Genomic DNA, 17,881 nt, shown 5'->3' on the forward strand with positions numbered 1-17,881 from the left:
ACCGAGGCTTACAGGTACTGGCCGGAGCCGGTGTGACCCGGGGTGTGCCCCCCGCCGGTGCCACCGGGCGGCAGTGCGCCGTGACGCATCTGCTCCAGCTGCGCCCGGGCAGCCATCTGCTGAGCGAACAACGCGGTCTGGATCCCGTGGAACAGACCCTCCAGCCAACCGACCAGCTGGGCCTGGGCGATGCGCAGCTCGGCGTCTGAGGGGGTGGAGTCCTCGCGCAGTTGCAGCGTCAGCCGATCCAGTTCCTCGCGCAGCTCCGGGGCCAGGCCGTCCTCGAGTTCGCGGATGCTCGCCGAATGAATCTCGCGCAGCCGGGCACGGCTGGCATCGTCGAGCGGTGCGGCCCGCACCTCTTCGAGCAGCTGCTTGATCATGGTGCCGATCCGCATCACCTTGGCGGGCTGTTCGATCAGATCGGTCAGCGGCGCCTCGTCGTCGGCGGCGGCGGCGGCGGCGCCGGCGGCGCCGGCGGCCAGCAGCCGCGGGTCGGCGCCGCTGATGATCTCGACGCCGTCTGAGTCGTCCGCGTCATTCCTGCCGGTGCTCACCGCGCCCGCCTCCCTGCCATTGATAGATGCTGGCCTCGCCATTGTCGTAGATCTTGGCCCACGACCGTGATTTCCCCAGTGACACTAGTCCGTCGGGCAGGGAGAACCCGCGCACCGTGGGGCTGCTGATCAGCACGTAGCGGATATTGAGGTCCGCCACCGCGGCCGCCACCCGGGGATCGTTGTCGGCGTCGTCGGCGTAGGCCCAGAAGATGTAGCGCTGCGGGCCGGGGCCCTGCTGCTGCGGAAAGTCGTAGTGCGTCCACAGCGGGTGCAGGCCCGCGACCGCATACATCCAGGCGCTGCCGTCGACGTTGGCGTTGCCGATCACCGTCTCGCGGGCTCCGGGCAACGTGGCCAGGTATGCGTATGCCTGCAGGTCGCAGGTGTCGACCATCACCGAGTCGTACTTGTCGCCGAATAAGAACGCGTGCCGGGGCAGGTAATGCCAGGCCAGCCCTACCGCGGCGGTGAGGACCAGCAGCCCGGTCACCGCAGGCCGCAGCCGCGCTCCCAGCGGCTTGCCCACCAGATCGGCCAGCGCCGCCAGACCGATCCCGGCCATCGGCACCAACAGCAGCGTCATCGCCGCCATGATCCGGCGCGGATCGTTGTAGAACAGGCCGGTGAAGGGGCCCAACAACGAACCGATGGGCCCACCGAGCGGAGCCGAAGACTGCACCACCGCCACCACCAGCACCGCCCACAGCCCCAATGGCCACCACACCCGGCGGGCGAGCAGCAGTACCGCTCCGGTCGCGGCCAGGGCCACCAGCGCGTACTGGATCGGGAAGTCATTGAGGTGGCGGGTGTGCATCAGCAGCGCGTCCCGCAGACCCGCCTTACGGCCCTCATGGGTCACGAAGGCGTGGCCGGCGATGATCTCAGCCTGCTTGCGTACGCTCAGCAGCTGCGGCACCAGCAGCAGGCCGGCCGGGATCAGCGCACCGGCCAGCGCGAGGGTGTCTCGCCGTTTCCCGCGCAGCGGATTCCACAGCGCCCCGTCCCGGGGGCTCAGCCACCAGGCCGCCAGCAGCAGGCCCGTCACCACCGCCCCGGTCGGGTGCACCGAGAACACCCCCACCAGCGCCAGTGCCGCCGCCGAGATGCGGTCGCGCAGGGTGCGCACCGAGGTGATCAGAGCGAAGGCCGGGGCCACCAGCCCGTAGGCCACCAGGTTGGGCATCGCCGCGGTGCCGAACTCCACGTAGGGCAGGGCGGTGAACGACGCCGACAGCGCGGCGGCGGCTGCTGACACGGCGGTCGCCGCGGTGCTCGCCGCCCGCTGCAGCAAGTTCCAGGTGAGCAGTGCGGCGCTCACCGGGAACAGCCATACCGAGGCGGCCAGGCCGGCCAGGGTGTAGCCGGCGGTGGGTGCGGCGCCGGTCAGCTGGCACAGCACCGCGGTCAGCGCGTGAAACGCCGACGGATAGTACAGCGCGGCGTGTGTTTCGACGTTGCGCAGCTCGCCCATGTGGGTCGGCGAGGCCTGGCCGGTGTCGAGAATGAAGCGAACGGTGTTGGCGTGCCACACCGCGTCCCAGGTGCTGGGAATGCTTTGCCAGTCGGGTAATCCCCGCACCGCGGCCCAGCCGATCAGCAATGCCCCCAGCAGCGTCCCGGCGGCCACCGTCAGGACCGGCCACCCGGCGGTCGAAGGCGCCGCCACATGAATGCCGGGGCGGCGTTGGAGCAAAGTTCGTGTGGCCTTGGCCAGGGCGCCGGTCAGGGCGCAGGTCGCCACCAGTGCAATCGCTGCTGTGCTTGCGTTCCAAGGGATTCCGAGCGCCCCGAAAGGGACGATGGCCAGGCCCACCGCGCCGTAGGTCAGTGCCGGTCCGACGGCGATGGCTAGCGGCCAGGCGAGCCGTGCGCTGATCGCCACTAGGGCGCCGGGCAGCACCAGCAGCAAAAGCGCTGCGACCATTCCGCACCCCAGAACCACTGCACTAGTATGTCTGCCAAGGTGGCGTAGCTGCGCAATGCGGGCGAGCTATCTCGTTTTGCGAGAGTTCACCGATCGCCGATCGCGAGAAGTTTGAGGGTGGCTGATATGGCCTATGACGTCGCTCGAGTGCGTGGACTGCACCCGACGCTCGGTGACGGATGGGTCCATTTCGATTCGCCCGCGGGCATGCTGATTCCCGACTCGGTGGCGACCACGGTGTCGACGGCGTTCCGCGGGTCGCTGGCGAAGGCCGCGGGTCCGCACCCGGCGGCGCGCCGCAGCGCCGCGGTGCTGGTCGCGGCGCGCCAGGCGGTGGCCGATCTGGTGGGCGCCGATCCTTCCGCGGTGGTGCTCGGTCCGGACCGCGCGGTGCTGTTGAGCGCACTGGCCGACGCCTCGTCATCGCGCGTGAGCCTGGGCTACGAGACCGTGGTCACCCGCCTCGACGACGAGGCCAACATCGCCCCGTGGACGCGGGCGGCCAACCGCTACGGCGCCAAGCTCAAGTGGGCCGAGGTGGACATCGAGACCGGGGAGCTGCCCAGTTGGCAGTGGGAGAACCTGATCACCCCGGCAACCCGCCTGGTGGCCCTCACCTCGGCGTCGGGTGTGCTGGGCACCGTGACCGATCTGCGGCCGGTCACCAAGTTGATCCACGACGTCGGCGGAGTGGCCGTCGTCGACCACTCGGCCGCCGCCCCGTACCAACTGTTGGACATCAAGGACGTCGAAGCAGACGTGGTGGCGCTCAACGCGGCGTCGTGGGGCGGGCCGCCGGTGGGCGCCCTGGTCTTCCGCGACCCCGCGCTGATCGACACCTTCAGCTCGGTGTCGCTGAACCCGCACGCGGTGGGCCCGGCCCGGCTGGAGGTGGGACTGCACCAGTTCGGCCTGCTGGCCGGGCTGGTCGCCAGCGTGGAGTACCTGGCGTCGCTGGATGAGTCGGCCCGGGGGAGCCGGCCCGAGCGGCTGGCGGTCTCGATGCGCTCGGCCGGGCAGTACCTGAACCGGTTGTTCGACTATCTGCTGAGCTCCCTGCGGTCGCTGCCGCTGGTGATGCTGATCGGCGAGCCGGAGGCGCGCATCCCGGTGGTCAGCTTCGCCGTGCAGAAGGTGCCGGCCGAACGCGTGGTGCAGCGCCTGGCAGACAACGGCGTACTGGCCATCGCCAACGCCGGGTCCCGGGTGCTCGATGCGATCGGCGTCAACGACATCGGCGGTGCGGTCACCATCGGGCTGAGCCCGTATTCGACGACAGCCGAGGTGGACCAGCTGGTCCGGGCGCTGGCGTCGCTGGGCTAGGTCGGGGCCGCCAACTCGGTTTATCGCCGGATGCGCTTCTGCCGGCTCCGCCGCGCAGGCGATCCGGCTACGCTGTGGGCCGTTACCCCAGCACTTTCGAAGGCAGACGTGACGATGGCAGAACCGACGAGTTCCCTGGCTCCCTTGGCCCTGGACACCCTCATTGACTTGCTGCAGCAGCAGGCTGCGCGTTTTGGGGACACTCCCGCGTTCATCTTCTGCCCCGAAGGCGATGCCGAAGAGAACCGGATCACCTACCGCGAACTGGACAGTCGCGCGCGTTCGATCGCCACAACTTTGCAGCGCCAAGGCGCCGCCGGTGAGCGTGTGCTGGTGCTGTGTCGCCCAGGTGTGGACAGTATCGTCGGGTTGTTCGGCTGTTTTTACGCCGGCGCCGTCGCCATTCCGGTCGACGAGCATTGGCCGATCCGGCGGATCGAGACCGTCGTCCCCGAAGCGGATGCCCGATTCGCGCTGGCGACGGCCAAGACCCAGGACAAGATGAAGTCGGCCGTGGATGGTCTCAGTGCCGGCCCGAAACTGACCTGGCTGGCCATGGATGAGGTCTCCGACGACGGCTCGGCCTGGGAACGGCAGAACGTCGCTGCGGACAGCCTGGCCATGATCCAGTACACGTCGGGGTCGACCGGGGTGCCGAAGGGTTGCGTGCTGACCCACCGGAACTATCTGAGCAACCTCGAGATCATGCGCTGGGCCCTCAATCCTGCCGACGACGCACCAGTGATGAACAGCCCGATCAGCGGGGTGTCTTGGCTGCCGCAGTACCACGACATGGGCTTCGTCGGGGGCATCCTCGGTACCATCTACGGCGGCCGCACCACGGTGCTGATGGCGCCGAGCGCCTTCTTGATGCGCCCGATCCGCTGGATGCAGGCCATATCGCGCTACCAGGCAACGATCACCGCCGGACCCAACTTCGCCTACGAGGCCTGCGTCAAACGCAGCACCCCACAGCAGCGCGCCGAACTCGACCTGTCGAGCCTGTCGATCGCCGTGCTCGGCGCCGGGCCCATCAGCGCTGAGACGCTGCGGTCCTTCACCGAGGCGTTCGCTCCCGCAGGATTCCGGCCCGAGGCATTCCTTCCCGCCTACGGGCTGGCCGAGGCCACCCTGGGCGTGACGGGAATGTCGGAGTCGCCGCTGCCGGTGGTGCGGCACTTCGACCGGAGCGCGCTCGGTGAGGAACGGGTCGTCGAGGTGAACATCGACGCAGCCGGGGCGCTACCGCTGGTGGGCTGTGGCGTCAAGCCGGAGACGCTGGAAATCCTGATCGTCGATCCCGAGACGCGGCTGGACCGCGGCCCGGAGGAGGTCGGCGAGATCTGGGTGTCCGGGCCGAGCGTCGGCGTGGGCTACTGGAACCGTCCCGAAGAGACGGAGCACGCCTTCGACGCACACTTGGCCGACACCGGCCAAGGCCCCTACCTGCGCAGTGGCGACCTGGGCTTCTTCCGTGACGGCGAACTGTTCGTCACGGGCCGGTGCAAAGACCTGATGACGATCGGCGGCTACAGCCATTACCCGAACGACATCGAATTGACCGTGCAGGACTGCCATCCGGCGCTGCTGCCCAGCCGTGGCGCGGTGTTCCAGTTGGAGACCGAGCGCTACGCCCCGGAGTACATGGTGGTGGTCCAGGAGATACAGCACCACCACGCCGAAGGGGTCGACCTCCCCGAACTGGTCGAAAAGATCCGCGCGGCGATCCGAACCCACCACGGGATCGAGGCGAAGGCGGTCATGTTGCTCAAGCCGATGCGGATACCGACTACCACCAGCGGCAAGATTCAGCGCAGCGCATGTCGCGACCAGTACCTCGCAGGTGAGCTGGTCGCGATGGCCCATTGGTCGGAGCCGCTGCCCAAGAGCGAGACCTCGATCGTCCAGAAGACCCTGCTCGCCGGCCTGGGCCGGTTGGTCGCGAACAACCTGGGGTTGAGCCGGGACTGATCGGGCCGGGGAACCCGCCGCGCTCTATAAGGCGGTTCGGCCACCCGCGCTCGCTGTCCGGCCGCGCCGAGCGCTTCGACGGCCCTCGGAGCGGCGGCTAAAGGCCGACTTCTCGCCCCCGCCCGCTCCTAAGCAGCGTCATCAGGATAATTTGGGCCCGGCGCTGCCCTACCTTAGCGATCAGCCAGACCGATTACAGGGTGTTAAGTAAGCGCGCGGCACAGCGCCTTGCCCCGGCTGAAGTTCCGCCACCTGGCCTTATAGGCCCCCAGACCCCTTGGTATCTATCGCCACACGTGGGATCTGGCAGTTTCCATGAAGTTTTTCCTTACTAAAATTCCCGTTCGACAAAACGGAAAACTCATGTAAGTTTAAGCAACGTCCGTAGTCAGTGTCCGTAGGAGAGCATGATGCAGCTGGCGCTTCGCCCGTACGTCACCCCCGGTGTCGCCATCGCGGGTGCCGCGTTGATCGCGGTAAACGGGGCCGTTCCCGCGGCGGTGCTGCGGCCCCAAGCTGAGCCACGCCAGGCTCTTCAAGTGGTGGAACACCTCCCCGTGAAACTCACGGCGGACTTCTTCGGCCCGTGGGCCGATCTGTTCACCAACACCGCCACCAACTTGGTGGCGATGGGCTCGGACAACGGCTGGGGCAACCTCGTCGAGCAGATCTTCACCGACCCCAGCTCGCTGACGCGGTTGCCGGAGGTCTTCGAGTTCCTGACCTCGATCATGCCCTCGATCAGCGGCTCCGACCCGCTGGAGGTCCTGCTCTCGCCGTTCCTGACGATCGGCATGGGCATGATCGGCCCGCTGGTCACGGTCAACGACGCGCTGCAGGACATCCTCAACCAGATCTTCAACCCCAATGACTTCCTGGACCCGTTCGCGGCCATCTTCACCGCCGTGCCGCGCCTGGTCGACGCCTGGCTGAACGGCACCAGCACCATCGACGTGGCCGGCATCAGCATTCCGGCGTTCAACGGCCTGCTGGTCCCCGGTCAGAACCTGATCATCGACCTGACCGGCAGCGAGCTGGCCGACAACCTCGGCATCGGCGACCAGACCATCGCCAGCCTGCTCGACCAGACCGGAATCGGCACGCTGGTGGTGTCGAACATGCTGACCGGGCTGCTCGACAGCGTCGGACTGGGTGACCAGACCCCCGTCGACGTGATCGACGCACTCGGTCTCGGCGACCTCCAGGTCGCCAACGTGCTCAGCACCGTCTTCGACGCGGTGGGAATCGGCAACCCCACCATCGCCGACATCATGGACCAGATCGGCATCGGCGACGTGCAGCTCGCCGACATCGCAATCGACTTCACCAACGCACTGGGCTTTGACAACCCGACCATCGTCGACCTCGCCGGTGACATCGGTCTGGCCGACCTCAAGCTGGCCGACCTCGGCCTGGATGTCCTCGAGGCGCTGGGCATCGGGGACCCGACCGTCAACGAGCTGCTCGGCACGCTTGGCGCCGACGATCTGACGCTCAACGGCCTGCTGCAGACCGCCCTCGAGGCGCTGGGTCTTTCCGGCTCGACCCCGGCCACCATGCTCGACGCGATGGGCATGGGTGACACCACCACCCACGAGTTCGTCAACAACCTGCTCGGCGGACTTGGTCTGGGCAACCAGACGATGATGGACCTGCTCGGTCAGGCCGGACTCGCCGACGCCGACATGTCGCAGCTGATCATCAGCATCCTCGGCTCATCGGGCGACGCCACGGTGGCCGACCTCATGGGCTACGCCGGGTTCGGCGCGGTCACGGTCAAGGACGTCACCGACCTGTTGGGCATCACCAACCTGTCGGTGGGCACGATCATGGGCAACCTGTCCTACATCACCGGCAACCTCACGATCAACGACATGCTCATCGCCACCGGCATGACCCCGCTGGACAAGGGTGGTGACGACCTGCTGTCCAACGCTCTGCAGGGCACCACCATCGCCAGCGTCCTGGGTGACCAGCTGAACGACCCGCTGATCTCGATGCTGGGCGCCACCGGCGAGATGACGATCGCCGACATGATCCAGACGAACTTCTCGATGACGCTGGGCCAGATGCTCGTCGACTCGGGCATGGCCGACCTGACCCTGGCGGACCTGGTGCTGGGCGGTTTGCCCGACGAGCCGCTGGCGAACCTGCTGGGGCCGCTGGGCACCACCACCTTCGCGGAGCTGGTCAACCAGATGGTGCCCGCCGACCAGACCATCGCCGACATGCTGAGCGAAGCCGGTATCGGTGACCAGACCCTGAGCCAGCTGCTCGACCAGACCTTCGGCGACCAGACCGTGGCCAACGCGCTCGACGACGCCGGCCTGGGCAGCATGCAGCTCGACGACATCATCCGGCAGGCGCTGGGCCCGCAGACCGTCAACGAGATGCTCAACGAGTTCGGTATCGGCGGGCAGTCGCTCAGCGATCTGTTCGACCAGTTCTTCGGCACCTCGACGATCAGCGACTGGATGATCGACCTGGGCCTGGGCGACCAGACTCTCAACGAGCTGATCGACTCGCTGTTCGGCCCGGCCACCGTGAGCGCGCTGCTCGGCGACTTCGGGCTTCAGACCGTCGACGAACTCTTGGCGTCGCTGGGCCTCGGCGACATCACCGTCATCAACGCACAGATCGGCGAATTCTTCGGTTCGATCTCCTACTGGCTCGACGGGCTGGGCGACCAGATCACGGCGGTGCTCGGTGGTTAATCGACAGGGAAGCTTCGGAACTTCAGTCCGGGAGGGCGTCATGCAGCAAACACTTCGTCCGTACGTCACCAGCGGCATGGCCGTTGCCGGGGTGGGCCTGGTCGCGGTGCCTTCGGTGGCCGCGACCCTGCCTCAGCTGCAGCACCAGATCGCGATCGCCCAGCAGCAGAGCGTCGCGCTGACGTCGGGCTTCTTCTCGCCCTACACCGACCTGTTCGAGAACACCATCGCCAACCTGCAGGCGTTGAACCAGAACTCCGTCGACATGTGGGGTCTGCTGCAGCACATCTTCACCCACCCCGACCAGGCGATCTCCGGCATCCCCGATGTCATCAACATCTTCACCAACTCGATGCCGTCCATCAACGTGCAGGCGCTGCCCTTCCCCGTCGGTGTCGACATCGAGCTCCCGCTGTGGATGAACTCGCTGCTGGCGGGCGTCGGTCCGTGGGTCACACTTTTCGAAGCCATGGGCGACGTGCTCCGCCAGGTCTTCGACTGGAGCGACCCGATGGCTGCGCTGTCCGCGCTGATCGGTGCGCCGGCGACCCTGCTGGACGCCTTCCTCAACGGCAGCAGCGGTCTGACCTTCGGCGACGCCAGCGTCCCGCTGTTCAACGGCGTCCTGACTCCGGGACAGCCGATCGACGCCAATTTCACCATCGGCAGTGTGGTGGAAGCCTCTGGCTTCGGCGACCTGACCATCACCCAGATGCTCTCCGACGCCGGAATCGGCGATGTTCCGCTGGAGACCCTGATCATCGATCTGCTGGACCAGGCTGGCTTCGGCCACATGACGCCGGTGGATGTGCTCAACGAGTTCGGGATCGGCACGCAGACGCTGTCCGAACTGCTGATCGGCGTGTTCAACGAGGCCGGCATCGGTAACCCGACGATCGCTCAGCTGCTCGAAGACCTCGGTGGCTTCACCGCGGACGACTCGGTCGCGAGCCTGCTGATCGCCCTGCTGAACTCCCCGGAAGTCGGGATCGGCAACCCCACCCTGTCCGAGATGATCCTGGACTTGGTGGGCGGTGACAACCAGACCGTGGGCGGGCTCATCAAGGATCTGCTCGGCGCTCAGGGCAACGAGTCGCTGGCCAGCCTGGTCGACCCGAGCTGGACTGTCGGCGGACTGATCAAGGACTCGATGCCCGATGTCCCGCTGACTGACTTTTTCGAGCAGATGGGCCTCGGCAACATCACCATCGGCGCGCTCCCCGCAATGTTGGGCGAGTACGGCGACCAGACACTGGTCGACCTGATCAACAGCGGATTCCTCGGGCCGGACATCACCGGCTCCACCCCGCTGATGGAACTGATGGCCGGCATGATGCCGCCCGGCTCCACCTTGGACAGCCTGCTGGGTGAGTTCGGCGACCAGACTCTCGGTGAGTTGATGGAGGGGATGCCGATCGGTGAGAACACCATCGGGTACGACCCTGACACCCCGATCACCGACGTGATCCTCGGGGACTTGCTGAAGACCCTGCCGGGCCAGGGCGGGGCGGCGACTTTGTTCGACACGCCGCTGGGTGTGCTCGCCCCCGACATGGCATCGCTGCTTGAGAAGGCCGGCAACCCGACTCTGGGCGCGGTGTTGGGTCCCAACACCGTCGGCGAGACCGTGCAGAACATGAACATGTACGACGTCACCGTTGTCCAGATGATGAACGCGATGGGCATCGGCAACTTCTCGGTCGAGTACCTGTTCGAGCAGCTCGGCGACATGACCGGCAACGTCACCCTCGAGCAGTTCTTCGACGCGTGGGGCTTCGACCCGACGCTCACCGCCCTCATGGAGAACGCGATCGCCGGCCTGGGGCTGACCGACACCACGCTGCTGCAGCTGTTCGAGGACTGGGGCATGGGCAGCCTCGGCCTCTACAACCTGATCGACAGCCTCGGCTTGGACAACATCTTCCTCCAGGAGACGCTGAACAACCTGGGCCTGAACAACATCAGCATCGACATGTTCATCGACCGCTTCGGGTTGAGCAGCATCTCGATCGCCGGGCTGCTCGCCGACCTCGGGTTCGACGTCCGGACTCTCGACGAGGTCATCGAGAGTCTGCTGGGTGGAGTGTCGATCGGCAGCATCCTGGGTGGACTGGGTCTCGACGAGGTCTACCTCGACACCTTCATCACCGACCTGATGACCAGCGTGCTCGGCGACCCGACCCTGGGCACGTTGCTCGGCTGGCTGGGCCTGGACACCTACGACCTGGACACCATCGTCGCCAACCTTGGCCTCGGCGGCGTGACGATCAACTCGCTGCTCACCGATCTCGGCCTCGGCAGCCTCGACATCAACGGTTTGGTCGAGGGCTTGGGCTTGGCGGACATCGGCCTGCTCAGCATCAACGGCGACTTCTTCGGAGTGGCCGCCGAATGGCTCAACGACATCCCGCAACAGATCGCCGCGGCGTTGGGCTACACAGGCTGAGCCTGCTGACGCAGGCAAGGCGCCGTACCAGACCAAATGACAGACAGAGCTAGCACAACTGTGGGCCACACAGATAGGAAATCCCAAATGGCAGTAGGGCGTAACACTTCGGGTCTCGGTCGGCAGAGTCGGCGCAGCCGACGACTGTTGGGTGCCGGTAGTGCGGTTGGGGCGTTTTTGACGTTTGGGATGGCGCCGTTGTCTGCGGCGCCTGCGGCGCATGCTGATGAGTTTGATTGGGTTGTGGACCTGCTGGGTGATGACCTGGCGGGTGCGTTCGCGGATCTGAGTCAGGCGTCGTCGTGGGAGACGTTGTTTGACGCGGGTTCGTGGGAGCCGTTGCTGTCGAACGTGGGGTTGTCGTTTGATGCGTCGGTGGCGGACCTGCCGGGTGGGGCGGCTGCGGATGACTGGTTCGGTTCGCTGTTCTACCAGCCGTTGTATGAGCTGGGGCAGGCTTGGATTCTGAGCCCGATCGGTGAGCAGGTCAATTCGTTTATCAACCTGTTCGGTTTCGGTCAGATGCTGATCGGTAACGGTGAAGACGGTATCGACGGTGGCACGTTGGCTGAGGCTGCTGGTGGTACCGGTGGTCTGTGGTTCGGTGATGGTGGTGCTGCGGGTACGTCGCTTGACGGTATCGGTGGTGTCGGTGGTTCGGCGGCATGTTCGGTAATGGTGGCGTCGGTGGTGACGGTTTTGACGGCGGCGATGGTGGTGCTGGTGGTGCCGGCGGTTGGTTGATGGGCATCGGTGGTGATGGTGGTGCTGGTGGCGCTGGCATTGCTGGTGGTGATGGTGGCCTCGGTGGCGCCGGTGGTGCGGGTATCGGTCTGTTCTACGGCGTTGGTGGTAACGGTGGTCTCGGTGGCGACGGCGCGTTGGGTGCGGCCGGTGTGGCTGGTTTGGCCGGGCTGGACGGGTTGGCCGGTGACAACGGTGGTGCCGGCGGTGCTGGTGGTGCCGGTGGTCGGGGTTCGTGGCTGATCGGTTCCGGTGGTAAGGGCGGCGCCGGTGGTGCCGGTGGCGCCGGTGGTGCCGGCGGCAATGGTGGTGCCGGTATCGACGGTGTGCTGGCCGGTGAAGACGGTGGCGACGCCGGTGACGGTGGCAACGGCGGTAATGGTGGTGCCGCGGGTGCTGCCGGTGCTGGTGGTGTCGGCGGTTGGATCGGTTCCAACGGTCTGGCCGGTGCGGTGGGTATCGGCGGTAATGGTGGCGCTGCCGGTATTGGTGGTAACGGTGGTGCGGGTGCTGACGGTGACGCGTCGAATCTTGATGGTGGTGCCGGTGGTCGTGGTGGCGACGCCGGTGTAGCCGGTAACGCGGGCGGCGCTGGTGGTGTCGCGGGTGCGGCGGCGACCTCCGGTGGTAACGGTGGCCGCGGTGGCGATGCTGCCGATGCGTTGGTGGCCGGTGGCAATGGTGGTGTGGGTGGTCGCGGTGGTGACGCGGGCAACCTGGGCGATGGTGGCGCCGGCGGTAATGGTGGCGCGGGTGCGGTCGGTGTCGCGGGCGCGACGGTCGGTGCCGATGGCACCGATGGCCTGGCCGGTGGTAACGGTGGCGCTGGTGGTGCCGGTGGTGCGGCCGGTTCGCTGGCCGGTAACGGTGGCGCTGGTGGTGTCGGTGGTGCCGGCGCCGCGGGTGGTGCCGGTGGTGCGGCGGCTGATGGGGACGCGGGTCTTAACGCGGTGGCCGGTAGCGGTGCTGACGGTGGTAACGGTGGCGATGCGACCGGTACCGCGGGCAACGGTGGCGCCGGTGGTGTTGGTGGTGACGGTGGCGCTGGTGGTGCGTCGGCGAAGGGTCTGGCCGGTGTGCACGGTGCCGGTGGTGTCGGTGGCGACGGTGGCGCCGGTGGCGCGGCCGGTAACGGTGGCACCGGTGGTGCTGGTGCCGGCGGTGGACTTTCCGCGGTGGCCGGTGCCGGTGGTAAGGGCGGTAACTCCAGCTCGGCGGCCGGTGCCGGTGGCGTCGGTGGTGCGGGTGGCTCCAGTGGCGGGTTGTTGGCGGCCTCGGGTGCTGACGGTGGCGAGGGTGCGGCCGGTAACGGTGGCGACGGTGGTGTCGGTGGCGCGGGCCAGGTCCTCGGTGATGGCACCGTCCAGGCCGGTGGTGCCGGTGGTGCCGGTGGCGACGCCGCCGACCACGGCAACGGCGGTAACGGTGGAGCCGGCGGCCAGGGCGCAACCGGTGTCGACGGCGAGACCGACCTCAGCGGCAACGGGACAGCTGGTGGCACCGGTGGCGTCGGCGGCAACGGTGGCACCGGCGGCGCGGGCGGTGCCCTCTCCGGTGTCGGTGGTACCGGTGGCGCTGGCGGCGTAGGCGGTACGGGCGGTAACGGCGGTACGGCAGCGGATGCGACGGTCGCAGGCGGAACCGGTGGTACCGGTGGTGACGCCGGCGCCGGTGGCCTCGGTGGTGACGGTGGCGCCGGTGGCGTCAGCAACACCGGTGGTGACGGTGGTGCCGGTGGCGCCGCGGGCAATGGTGGCGCGGCCGGCCAGGCCGCGGCTGGCGGTAAGGGCCTGGGCGGCGGCGGCCTCGACGCCGCCGGAGCGGGCGGCGCGGGCGGTAACGGCGGCGTCGGTGGCGCGGCCGGTACGGCCGGTCTGGGAACCGACGGCGGTGCGGACGGCAGTGCGGGCAGCGTCGGTGCCGGGAGTGCCGGTGGCGTCGGTGGTGCTGGTGGCGACGGTGTCGGTCTGGGCAGCGACGGCGTGACCGGCCAGGCCGGTGGCGCGGGTGGCGCTGGTGGTGACGCGGCGATTGACGGCAACGGTGGCGCCGGTGGTGCCGGCGGCCGTGGTGCGGACGGAACGGACGGAATCACCGACCTCTCCGGTAACGGCATCGCCGGCGGCAACGCCGGTGCCGGTGGTAAGGGCGGCGTCGGCGGTGCGGGCGGCAGCAACTCCGGTGACGGTGGCGCCGGTGGTGTCGGCGGTGCGGGCGGCATCGGCGGTAACGGTGGTGCGGCAGCTGACGCGACGGTCGCCGGTGCTGACGGCGGCAACGGCGGCGACGCCGGCTTCGGTGGCGCCGGTGGCGCGGGTGGCGCGGGCGGTACCGCGACGAACGGCACTGGCGGTGTAGGCGGCGACGGCGGCAACGGTGGTGCGGCCGGTCTGGCGGCTGCCGGAGGTACGGGCCTCGGCGGCAACGACCAGGACGCGGCCGGCAACGGCGGTAGCGGCGGAAACGGCGCCGACGGTGGCGCGGGCGGTAAGGCAGGCGCCGGTGGTGTCGGCGTTGACGGTGGCGCGGCCGGTGTCGCGGGCCTGGCAGGACTCAGCAGCGACGGGGCCAACGGTGGCGCCGGTGGCGCCGGTGTCGGTCTGGCCAGCGATGGTGCGACAGGCCAGGCCGGTGGTGCAGGTGGTGCCGGTGGAAACGCGGCAAGCATCGGCAACGGTGGCGACGGCGGTTTCGGTGGCATCGGTGCGACCGTGGCCGGCCTGACCGACATCAGCGGCAACGGGACCGCCGGCTTCCTCGGCGGCACGGGCGGCGCCGGTGGTACCGGCGGTGCCGGTGGATCGACCGCCGGTAACGGTGGTGCCGGCGGACACGGTGGCGCCGGCGGCAACGGTGGTGCCGGTGGCGCCGGAGCAGACGCGACGGTCGCCGACACCGCGGGCGGTCACGGCGGTGGCGGCGGTAGCGGCCAGCGGCCAGCAATGGCGTCGGCGGCGGTGCGCCGGTGCGGTGACGCGGCGGTGGGCGGGGCGGCGGCGCCGGTGGTGTCGGTGGTGGCGGCGGCTTGACCGGCAACGGTGGTGCCGGTGGTGCTGGTGGCGCCGGTGCGACGGTCAATGGAATTACGGCGGGCGACGGCAACGGCACCGACGGTGCCGACGGTGGTCTCGGTGGCCAGGGTGGCGCCGGTGGCGTCGGCGGGTCGCTCTCCGGCAACGGTGGCGCCGGCGGTAACGGCGGCGCGGCCGGCCACGGCGGTAACGGCGGTAACGGAGCGGACGGAACAGCGGGTGTTGACGCCGCTGCCGGCAGTGGCGGCGACGGTACCGACGGTGGCGACGCCGGAAACGGCGGAATCGGCGGTAACGGCGGAATCGGCGGTAACGGCGGCGCCGGCGGTGCTGCCGCCAACGGCGCGGCAGGAGCCGAGGGCCTCGGTGGGGCCGGTGGCAACGCGGGCGACGCGGGTAACGCCGGTAACGGTGGTGCCGGTGGTGCCGGTGCCGGCGGCGGGGTCGGCCTCAAGGCCGGCAACGGTGGCGACGGCGGCCAGGGCGGTGTCCGCGGGGTCGCGGGTGGCCACGCCGGAGTCGGCGGCTGGAACTCCAGCGGGACCGACCAGGCTGCCGGCGGTGCCGCGGGCGCCCTGGCGACCGGCGGTAACGGTGGTGCCGGTGGTGCCGGCGGTATCGGTCTGGTCCACGCGGACAGCACTCCGCAGGCCGGTGGCGACGGCGGTAACGGTGGCGCGGCCGGTCCGGTCGGCCTCGGTGGCGCGGGTGGTAACGGTGGTACCGGTTCGACCGGCACGGCCGGAACCGACGGCACCGTGGACGGCTTGGGCAACGGCGGAGACGGTACCCACGGCAGTGTCGGTGGTCTCGGCGGCAACGGTGGCAACGGTGGTGCCGGCGGCACCATCTCCGGCGACGCGGGCAACGGTGGCGCCGGTGGCGCCGGCGGTGCTGGTGGACGCGGTGGTTACGGCGCCGACGGCGCGAATGCCGCTGCGGTGGCGTTCGGCAGCGGGCTCGACGGCGGCAACGGTGGCCACGGCGGCAGCGGTGGCATCGGTGGACTCGGTGGCAACGGTGGCAACGGCGGCCAGGGTGGTCTCGCCACCCTCGGCGCTGACGGCCTGGTCGGTGCCGGCGGTGTCGGCGGCCAGGGTGGTGCCGCGGGTAACGCCGGCAACGGCGGTATCGGTGCCAACGGTGCCGGTGGCGGCCTGAACGCGATCGCGGGCAAGGGTGGTAACGGCGGCGACGGCGGCGACCGCGGCCAGTTCGGCTTCGGTGGTGTGGGCGGCTTGAGCGGCGCCGGCCAGCAGGCCGGCAACGGCGGCAACGGCGGCATCGGTTCGGGCGGCAACGGCGGGGCCGCTGGTCGCGGCGGCAACGGCGCGGTCCTGCCCAGTGGCAACCCGCAGGCCGGCGGTGCCGGCGGCGCGGGCGGTAACGCCGGAACCATCGGCAACGGTGGCGCAGGTGGCGCCGGTGGCTCGGGCAGCATCGGCGGCAACGGCGCGAACGGCAATGCGCTCGGCGTGATCCACGGTGCGAACGGTCAGTCCGGTGGGGACGCCGGTGCCGGTGGTGCCGGTGGTGCCGGTGGCTCGATCTCGGGTAACGGCGGTGCGGGCGGTGGCGCCGGCGTGGCGGGCACCGGAGGCAACGGTGGTAACGGCGCGCTCGGCAAGGCCGGTCTCGACGCCCCGGCAGGCAGCGGCGGTGTCGGCAGCAACGGCGGCAACGGTGGCAACGGCGGCAACGGTGGCCACGGTGGTGCCGGCGGTAACGGTGGTGTCGGCGGTGCCGCCACCAACGGTGTGGCCGGCGCCAACGGCCTGGGCTCGGTGGGCGGCAGCGGCGGTAACGCCGGCACGGGTGCCGACGGTGGCCGCGGTGGTCACGGTGCCGGTGGTGGCGTGAACCCGATCGCCGGCACCGGTGGTAACGGCGGTAGCGGCGGCGACATCGGCGCGGCCGGCATCGGAGGCACGGGCGGCTTCAACGGTGACGGCACCCAGCGTGCCGACGGCGCGGACGGCGCGGCCGCTGCTCATGGCGGCAACGGTGGGGCCGGCGGCAACGGCGGTAACGGGGCGCTCGGCTCCGGCCAGGCCGGCGGCAAGGCCGGCCACGGTGGCGCCGGCGGCAACGTCGGTAACGGTGGCGCGGGCGGTAACGGTGGTAACGGCGCGGACGGCTCGGCCGGAGTCACCGGCGGCGACGGCAACGGCACCAACGGTGGTTCGGGCGCTGCGGCAGGTATTGGCGGTAACGGTGGCGCCGGCGGTTCCCTCGCCGGTGACGGCGGTGCGGGCGGTAGCGGTGGCCGCGGCGGTAACGGCGGCAACGGCGGTAACGGTGCTGCCGGCGTCAGCGGCAGTAATGGCGGCCACGGCGGTAACGGCGGCCACTCGTCCGACGGCGCGGCCGGCGGTCTGGGCGGCAACGCCGTGGCGGGCAACGCGGGTGTCGGCGGTAACGGCGGCGCGGCCGGTAACGCCGGCAACGGTGGCGCTGGTGGTGTCGGCGGTGGCGGCGGCAACAACGCCGTGGCCGGCAACGGCGGCAACGGTGGCGTGGGTGGCAACCGGCTCGGTATCGCCGGCACCGGCGGTGCCGGTGGCTTCGGCCAAGGCGGTCAGGCGGACGCCGGCGCCAACGGCGCTGCGGGCAGTGGCGGCGACGGCGGCGCCGGTGGAAACGGTGGCGCCGGTCAGGTCTTGGCCGACCGGTCGTCGCAGGCAGGCGGTAACGGTGGCATCGGTGGTGCCGCGGGCATCATCGGCAACGGTGGCGCCGGCGGTAACGGTGGCGCCGGTGCGACCGGTGCCACGGGCCTCGTCGACCTCAACGGCAACGGCACCAACGGTGTCGGCGGCGCTACCGGTGGTAACGGCGGCGTCGGTGGCGCCGGCGGCAGCCAGTTCGGTAACGGTGGTGCCGGTGGACGCGGCGGTAACGGTGGTGCCGGTGGCGGCGGTGGCGTGGCCAACGGCATCGACGGCGCGCACGCAGCGGCGGGCAGTGGCAACTCCGGCGGCGACGGCACCGACGCGGGCCTCAGTGGTAACGGTGGTGTCGGCGGCCAGGGTGGCGCCGGTGCGCTCGGTGGCACCGCCACCAACGGTGCCCAGGGCGCTGCGGGTGTCGGCGGTAAGGGTGGCGACGGCGGTGTCGGTGGTGACGCCGGTCGCGGTGGTAACGGCGGTAACGGTGCTGGCGGCGGC

Annotated in this window: 7 protein-coding genes; 5 read left to right on the plus strand and 2 right to left on the minus strand. The window is 69.6% G+C overall.

Annotation, left to right across the window (positions count from 1 at the left end; genetic code table 11):
- Positions 1–8: 8 nt before the first annotated feature.
- Positions 9–599 carry a bacterial proteasome activator family protein gene (locus G6N14_RS18425; RefSeq protein WP_109559848.1) on the minus strand — a complete coding sequence of 197 codons (591 nt, stop codon included), beginning with the start codon at positions 597–599 and terminating at the stop codon, positions 9–11.
- Complete coding sequence (locus G6N14_RS18430) at positions 538–2,484, minus strand: DUF6541 family protein (RefSeq protein WP_275986882.1); 1,947 nt, start codon at positions 2,482–2,484, stop codon at positions 538–540. Before G6N14_RS18430 ends, G6N14_RS18425 begins: the two co-directional genes overlap by 62 nt.
- Positions 2,485–2,610: 126 nt before the next feature.
- Between G6N14_RS18430 and G6N14_RS18435 the strand changes: the two genes are divergently transcribed.
- The 5 genes from G6N14_RS18435 (at position 2,611) to G6N14_RS21500 (ending at position 14,711) form a co-directional block, all read left to right on the plus strand.
- Positions 2,611–3,807, plus strand: coding sequence for a cysteine desulfurase-like protein (locus G6N14_RS18435; protein ID WP_085136208.1), 1,197 nt, complete (start codon positions 2,611–2,613; stop codon positions 3,805–3,807).
- 114 nt (positions 3,808–3,921) lie between these two features.
- Positions 3,922–5,778: a fatty acyl-AMP ligase gene (locus G6N14_RS18440; RefSeq protein ID WP_165756889.1), complete on the plus strand. Its 1,857-nt coding sequence runs from the start codon at positions 3,922–3,924 to the stop codon at positions 5,776–5,778.
- 410 nt (positions 5,779–6,188) lie between these two features.
- The gene (locus G6N14_RS18445; RefSeq protein WP_085136274.1) at positions 6,189–8,492 is read left to right on the plus strand and encodes an autotransporter outer membrane beta-barrel domain-containing protein; all 2,304 of its coding nucleotides are present in this window, start codon (positions 6,189–6,191) and stop codon (positions 8,490–8,492) included.
- Between the two features lie 40 nt (positions 8,493–8,532).
- The gene (locus tag G6N14_RS18450) at positions 8,533–10,938 is read left to right on the plus strand and encodes a hypothetical protein (protein WP_085136210.1); all 2,406 of its coding nucleotides are present in this window, start codon (positions 8,533–8,535) and stop codon (positions 10,936–10,938) included.
- A gap of 743 nt (positions 10,939–11,681) precedes the next feature.
- Positions 11,682–14,711, plus strand: coding sequence for a PE family protein (locus G6N14_RS21500; RefSeq protein WP_456085369.1), 3,030 nt, complete (start codon positions 11,682–11,684; stop codon positions 14,709–14,711).
- Positions 14,712–17,881: the final 3,170 nt, after the last annotated feature.

It is taken from the genome of Mycolicibacter hiberniae, assembly GCF_010729485.1.
In the GTDB taxonomy this organism is placed as follows: Bacteria; Actinomycetota; Actinomycetes; order Mycobacteriales; family Mycobacteriaceae; genus Mycobacterium; species Mycobacterium hiberniae.

Coding starts and splice junctions, on each gene's coding strand:
- G6N14_RS18425 (WP_109559848.1), bottom strand. CDS start 599: ATGGCGAGGCCAGCATCTATCAATGGCAGGGAGGCGGGCGCGGTGAGC.
- G6N14_RS18430 (WP_275986882.1), bottom strand. CDS start 2,484: ATGGTCGCAGCGCTTTTGCTGCTGGTGCTGCCCGGCGCCCTAGTGGCG.
- G6N14_RS18435 (WP_085136208.1), top strand. CDS start 2,611: ATGGCCTATGACGTCGCTCGAGTGCGTGGACTGCACCCGACGCTCGGT.
- G6N14_RS18440 (WP_165756889.1), top strand. CDS start 3,922: ATGGCAGAACCGACGAGTTCCCTGGCTCCCTTGGCCCTGGACACCCTC.
- G6N14_RS18445 (WP_085136274.1), top strand. CDS start 6,189: ATGCAGCTGGCGCTTCGCCCGTACGTCACCCCCGGTGTCGCCATCGCG.
- G6N14_RS18450 (WP_085136210.1), top strand. CDS start 8,533: ATGCAGCAAACACTTCGTCCGTACGTCACCAGCGGCATGGCCGTTGCC.
- G6N14_RS21500 (WP_456085369.1), top strand. CDS start 11,682: ATGGGCATCGGTGGTGATGGTGGTGCTGGTGGCGCTGGCATTGCTGGT.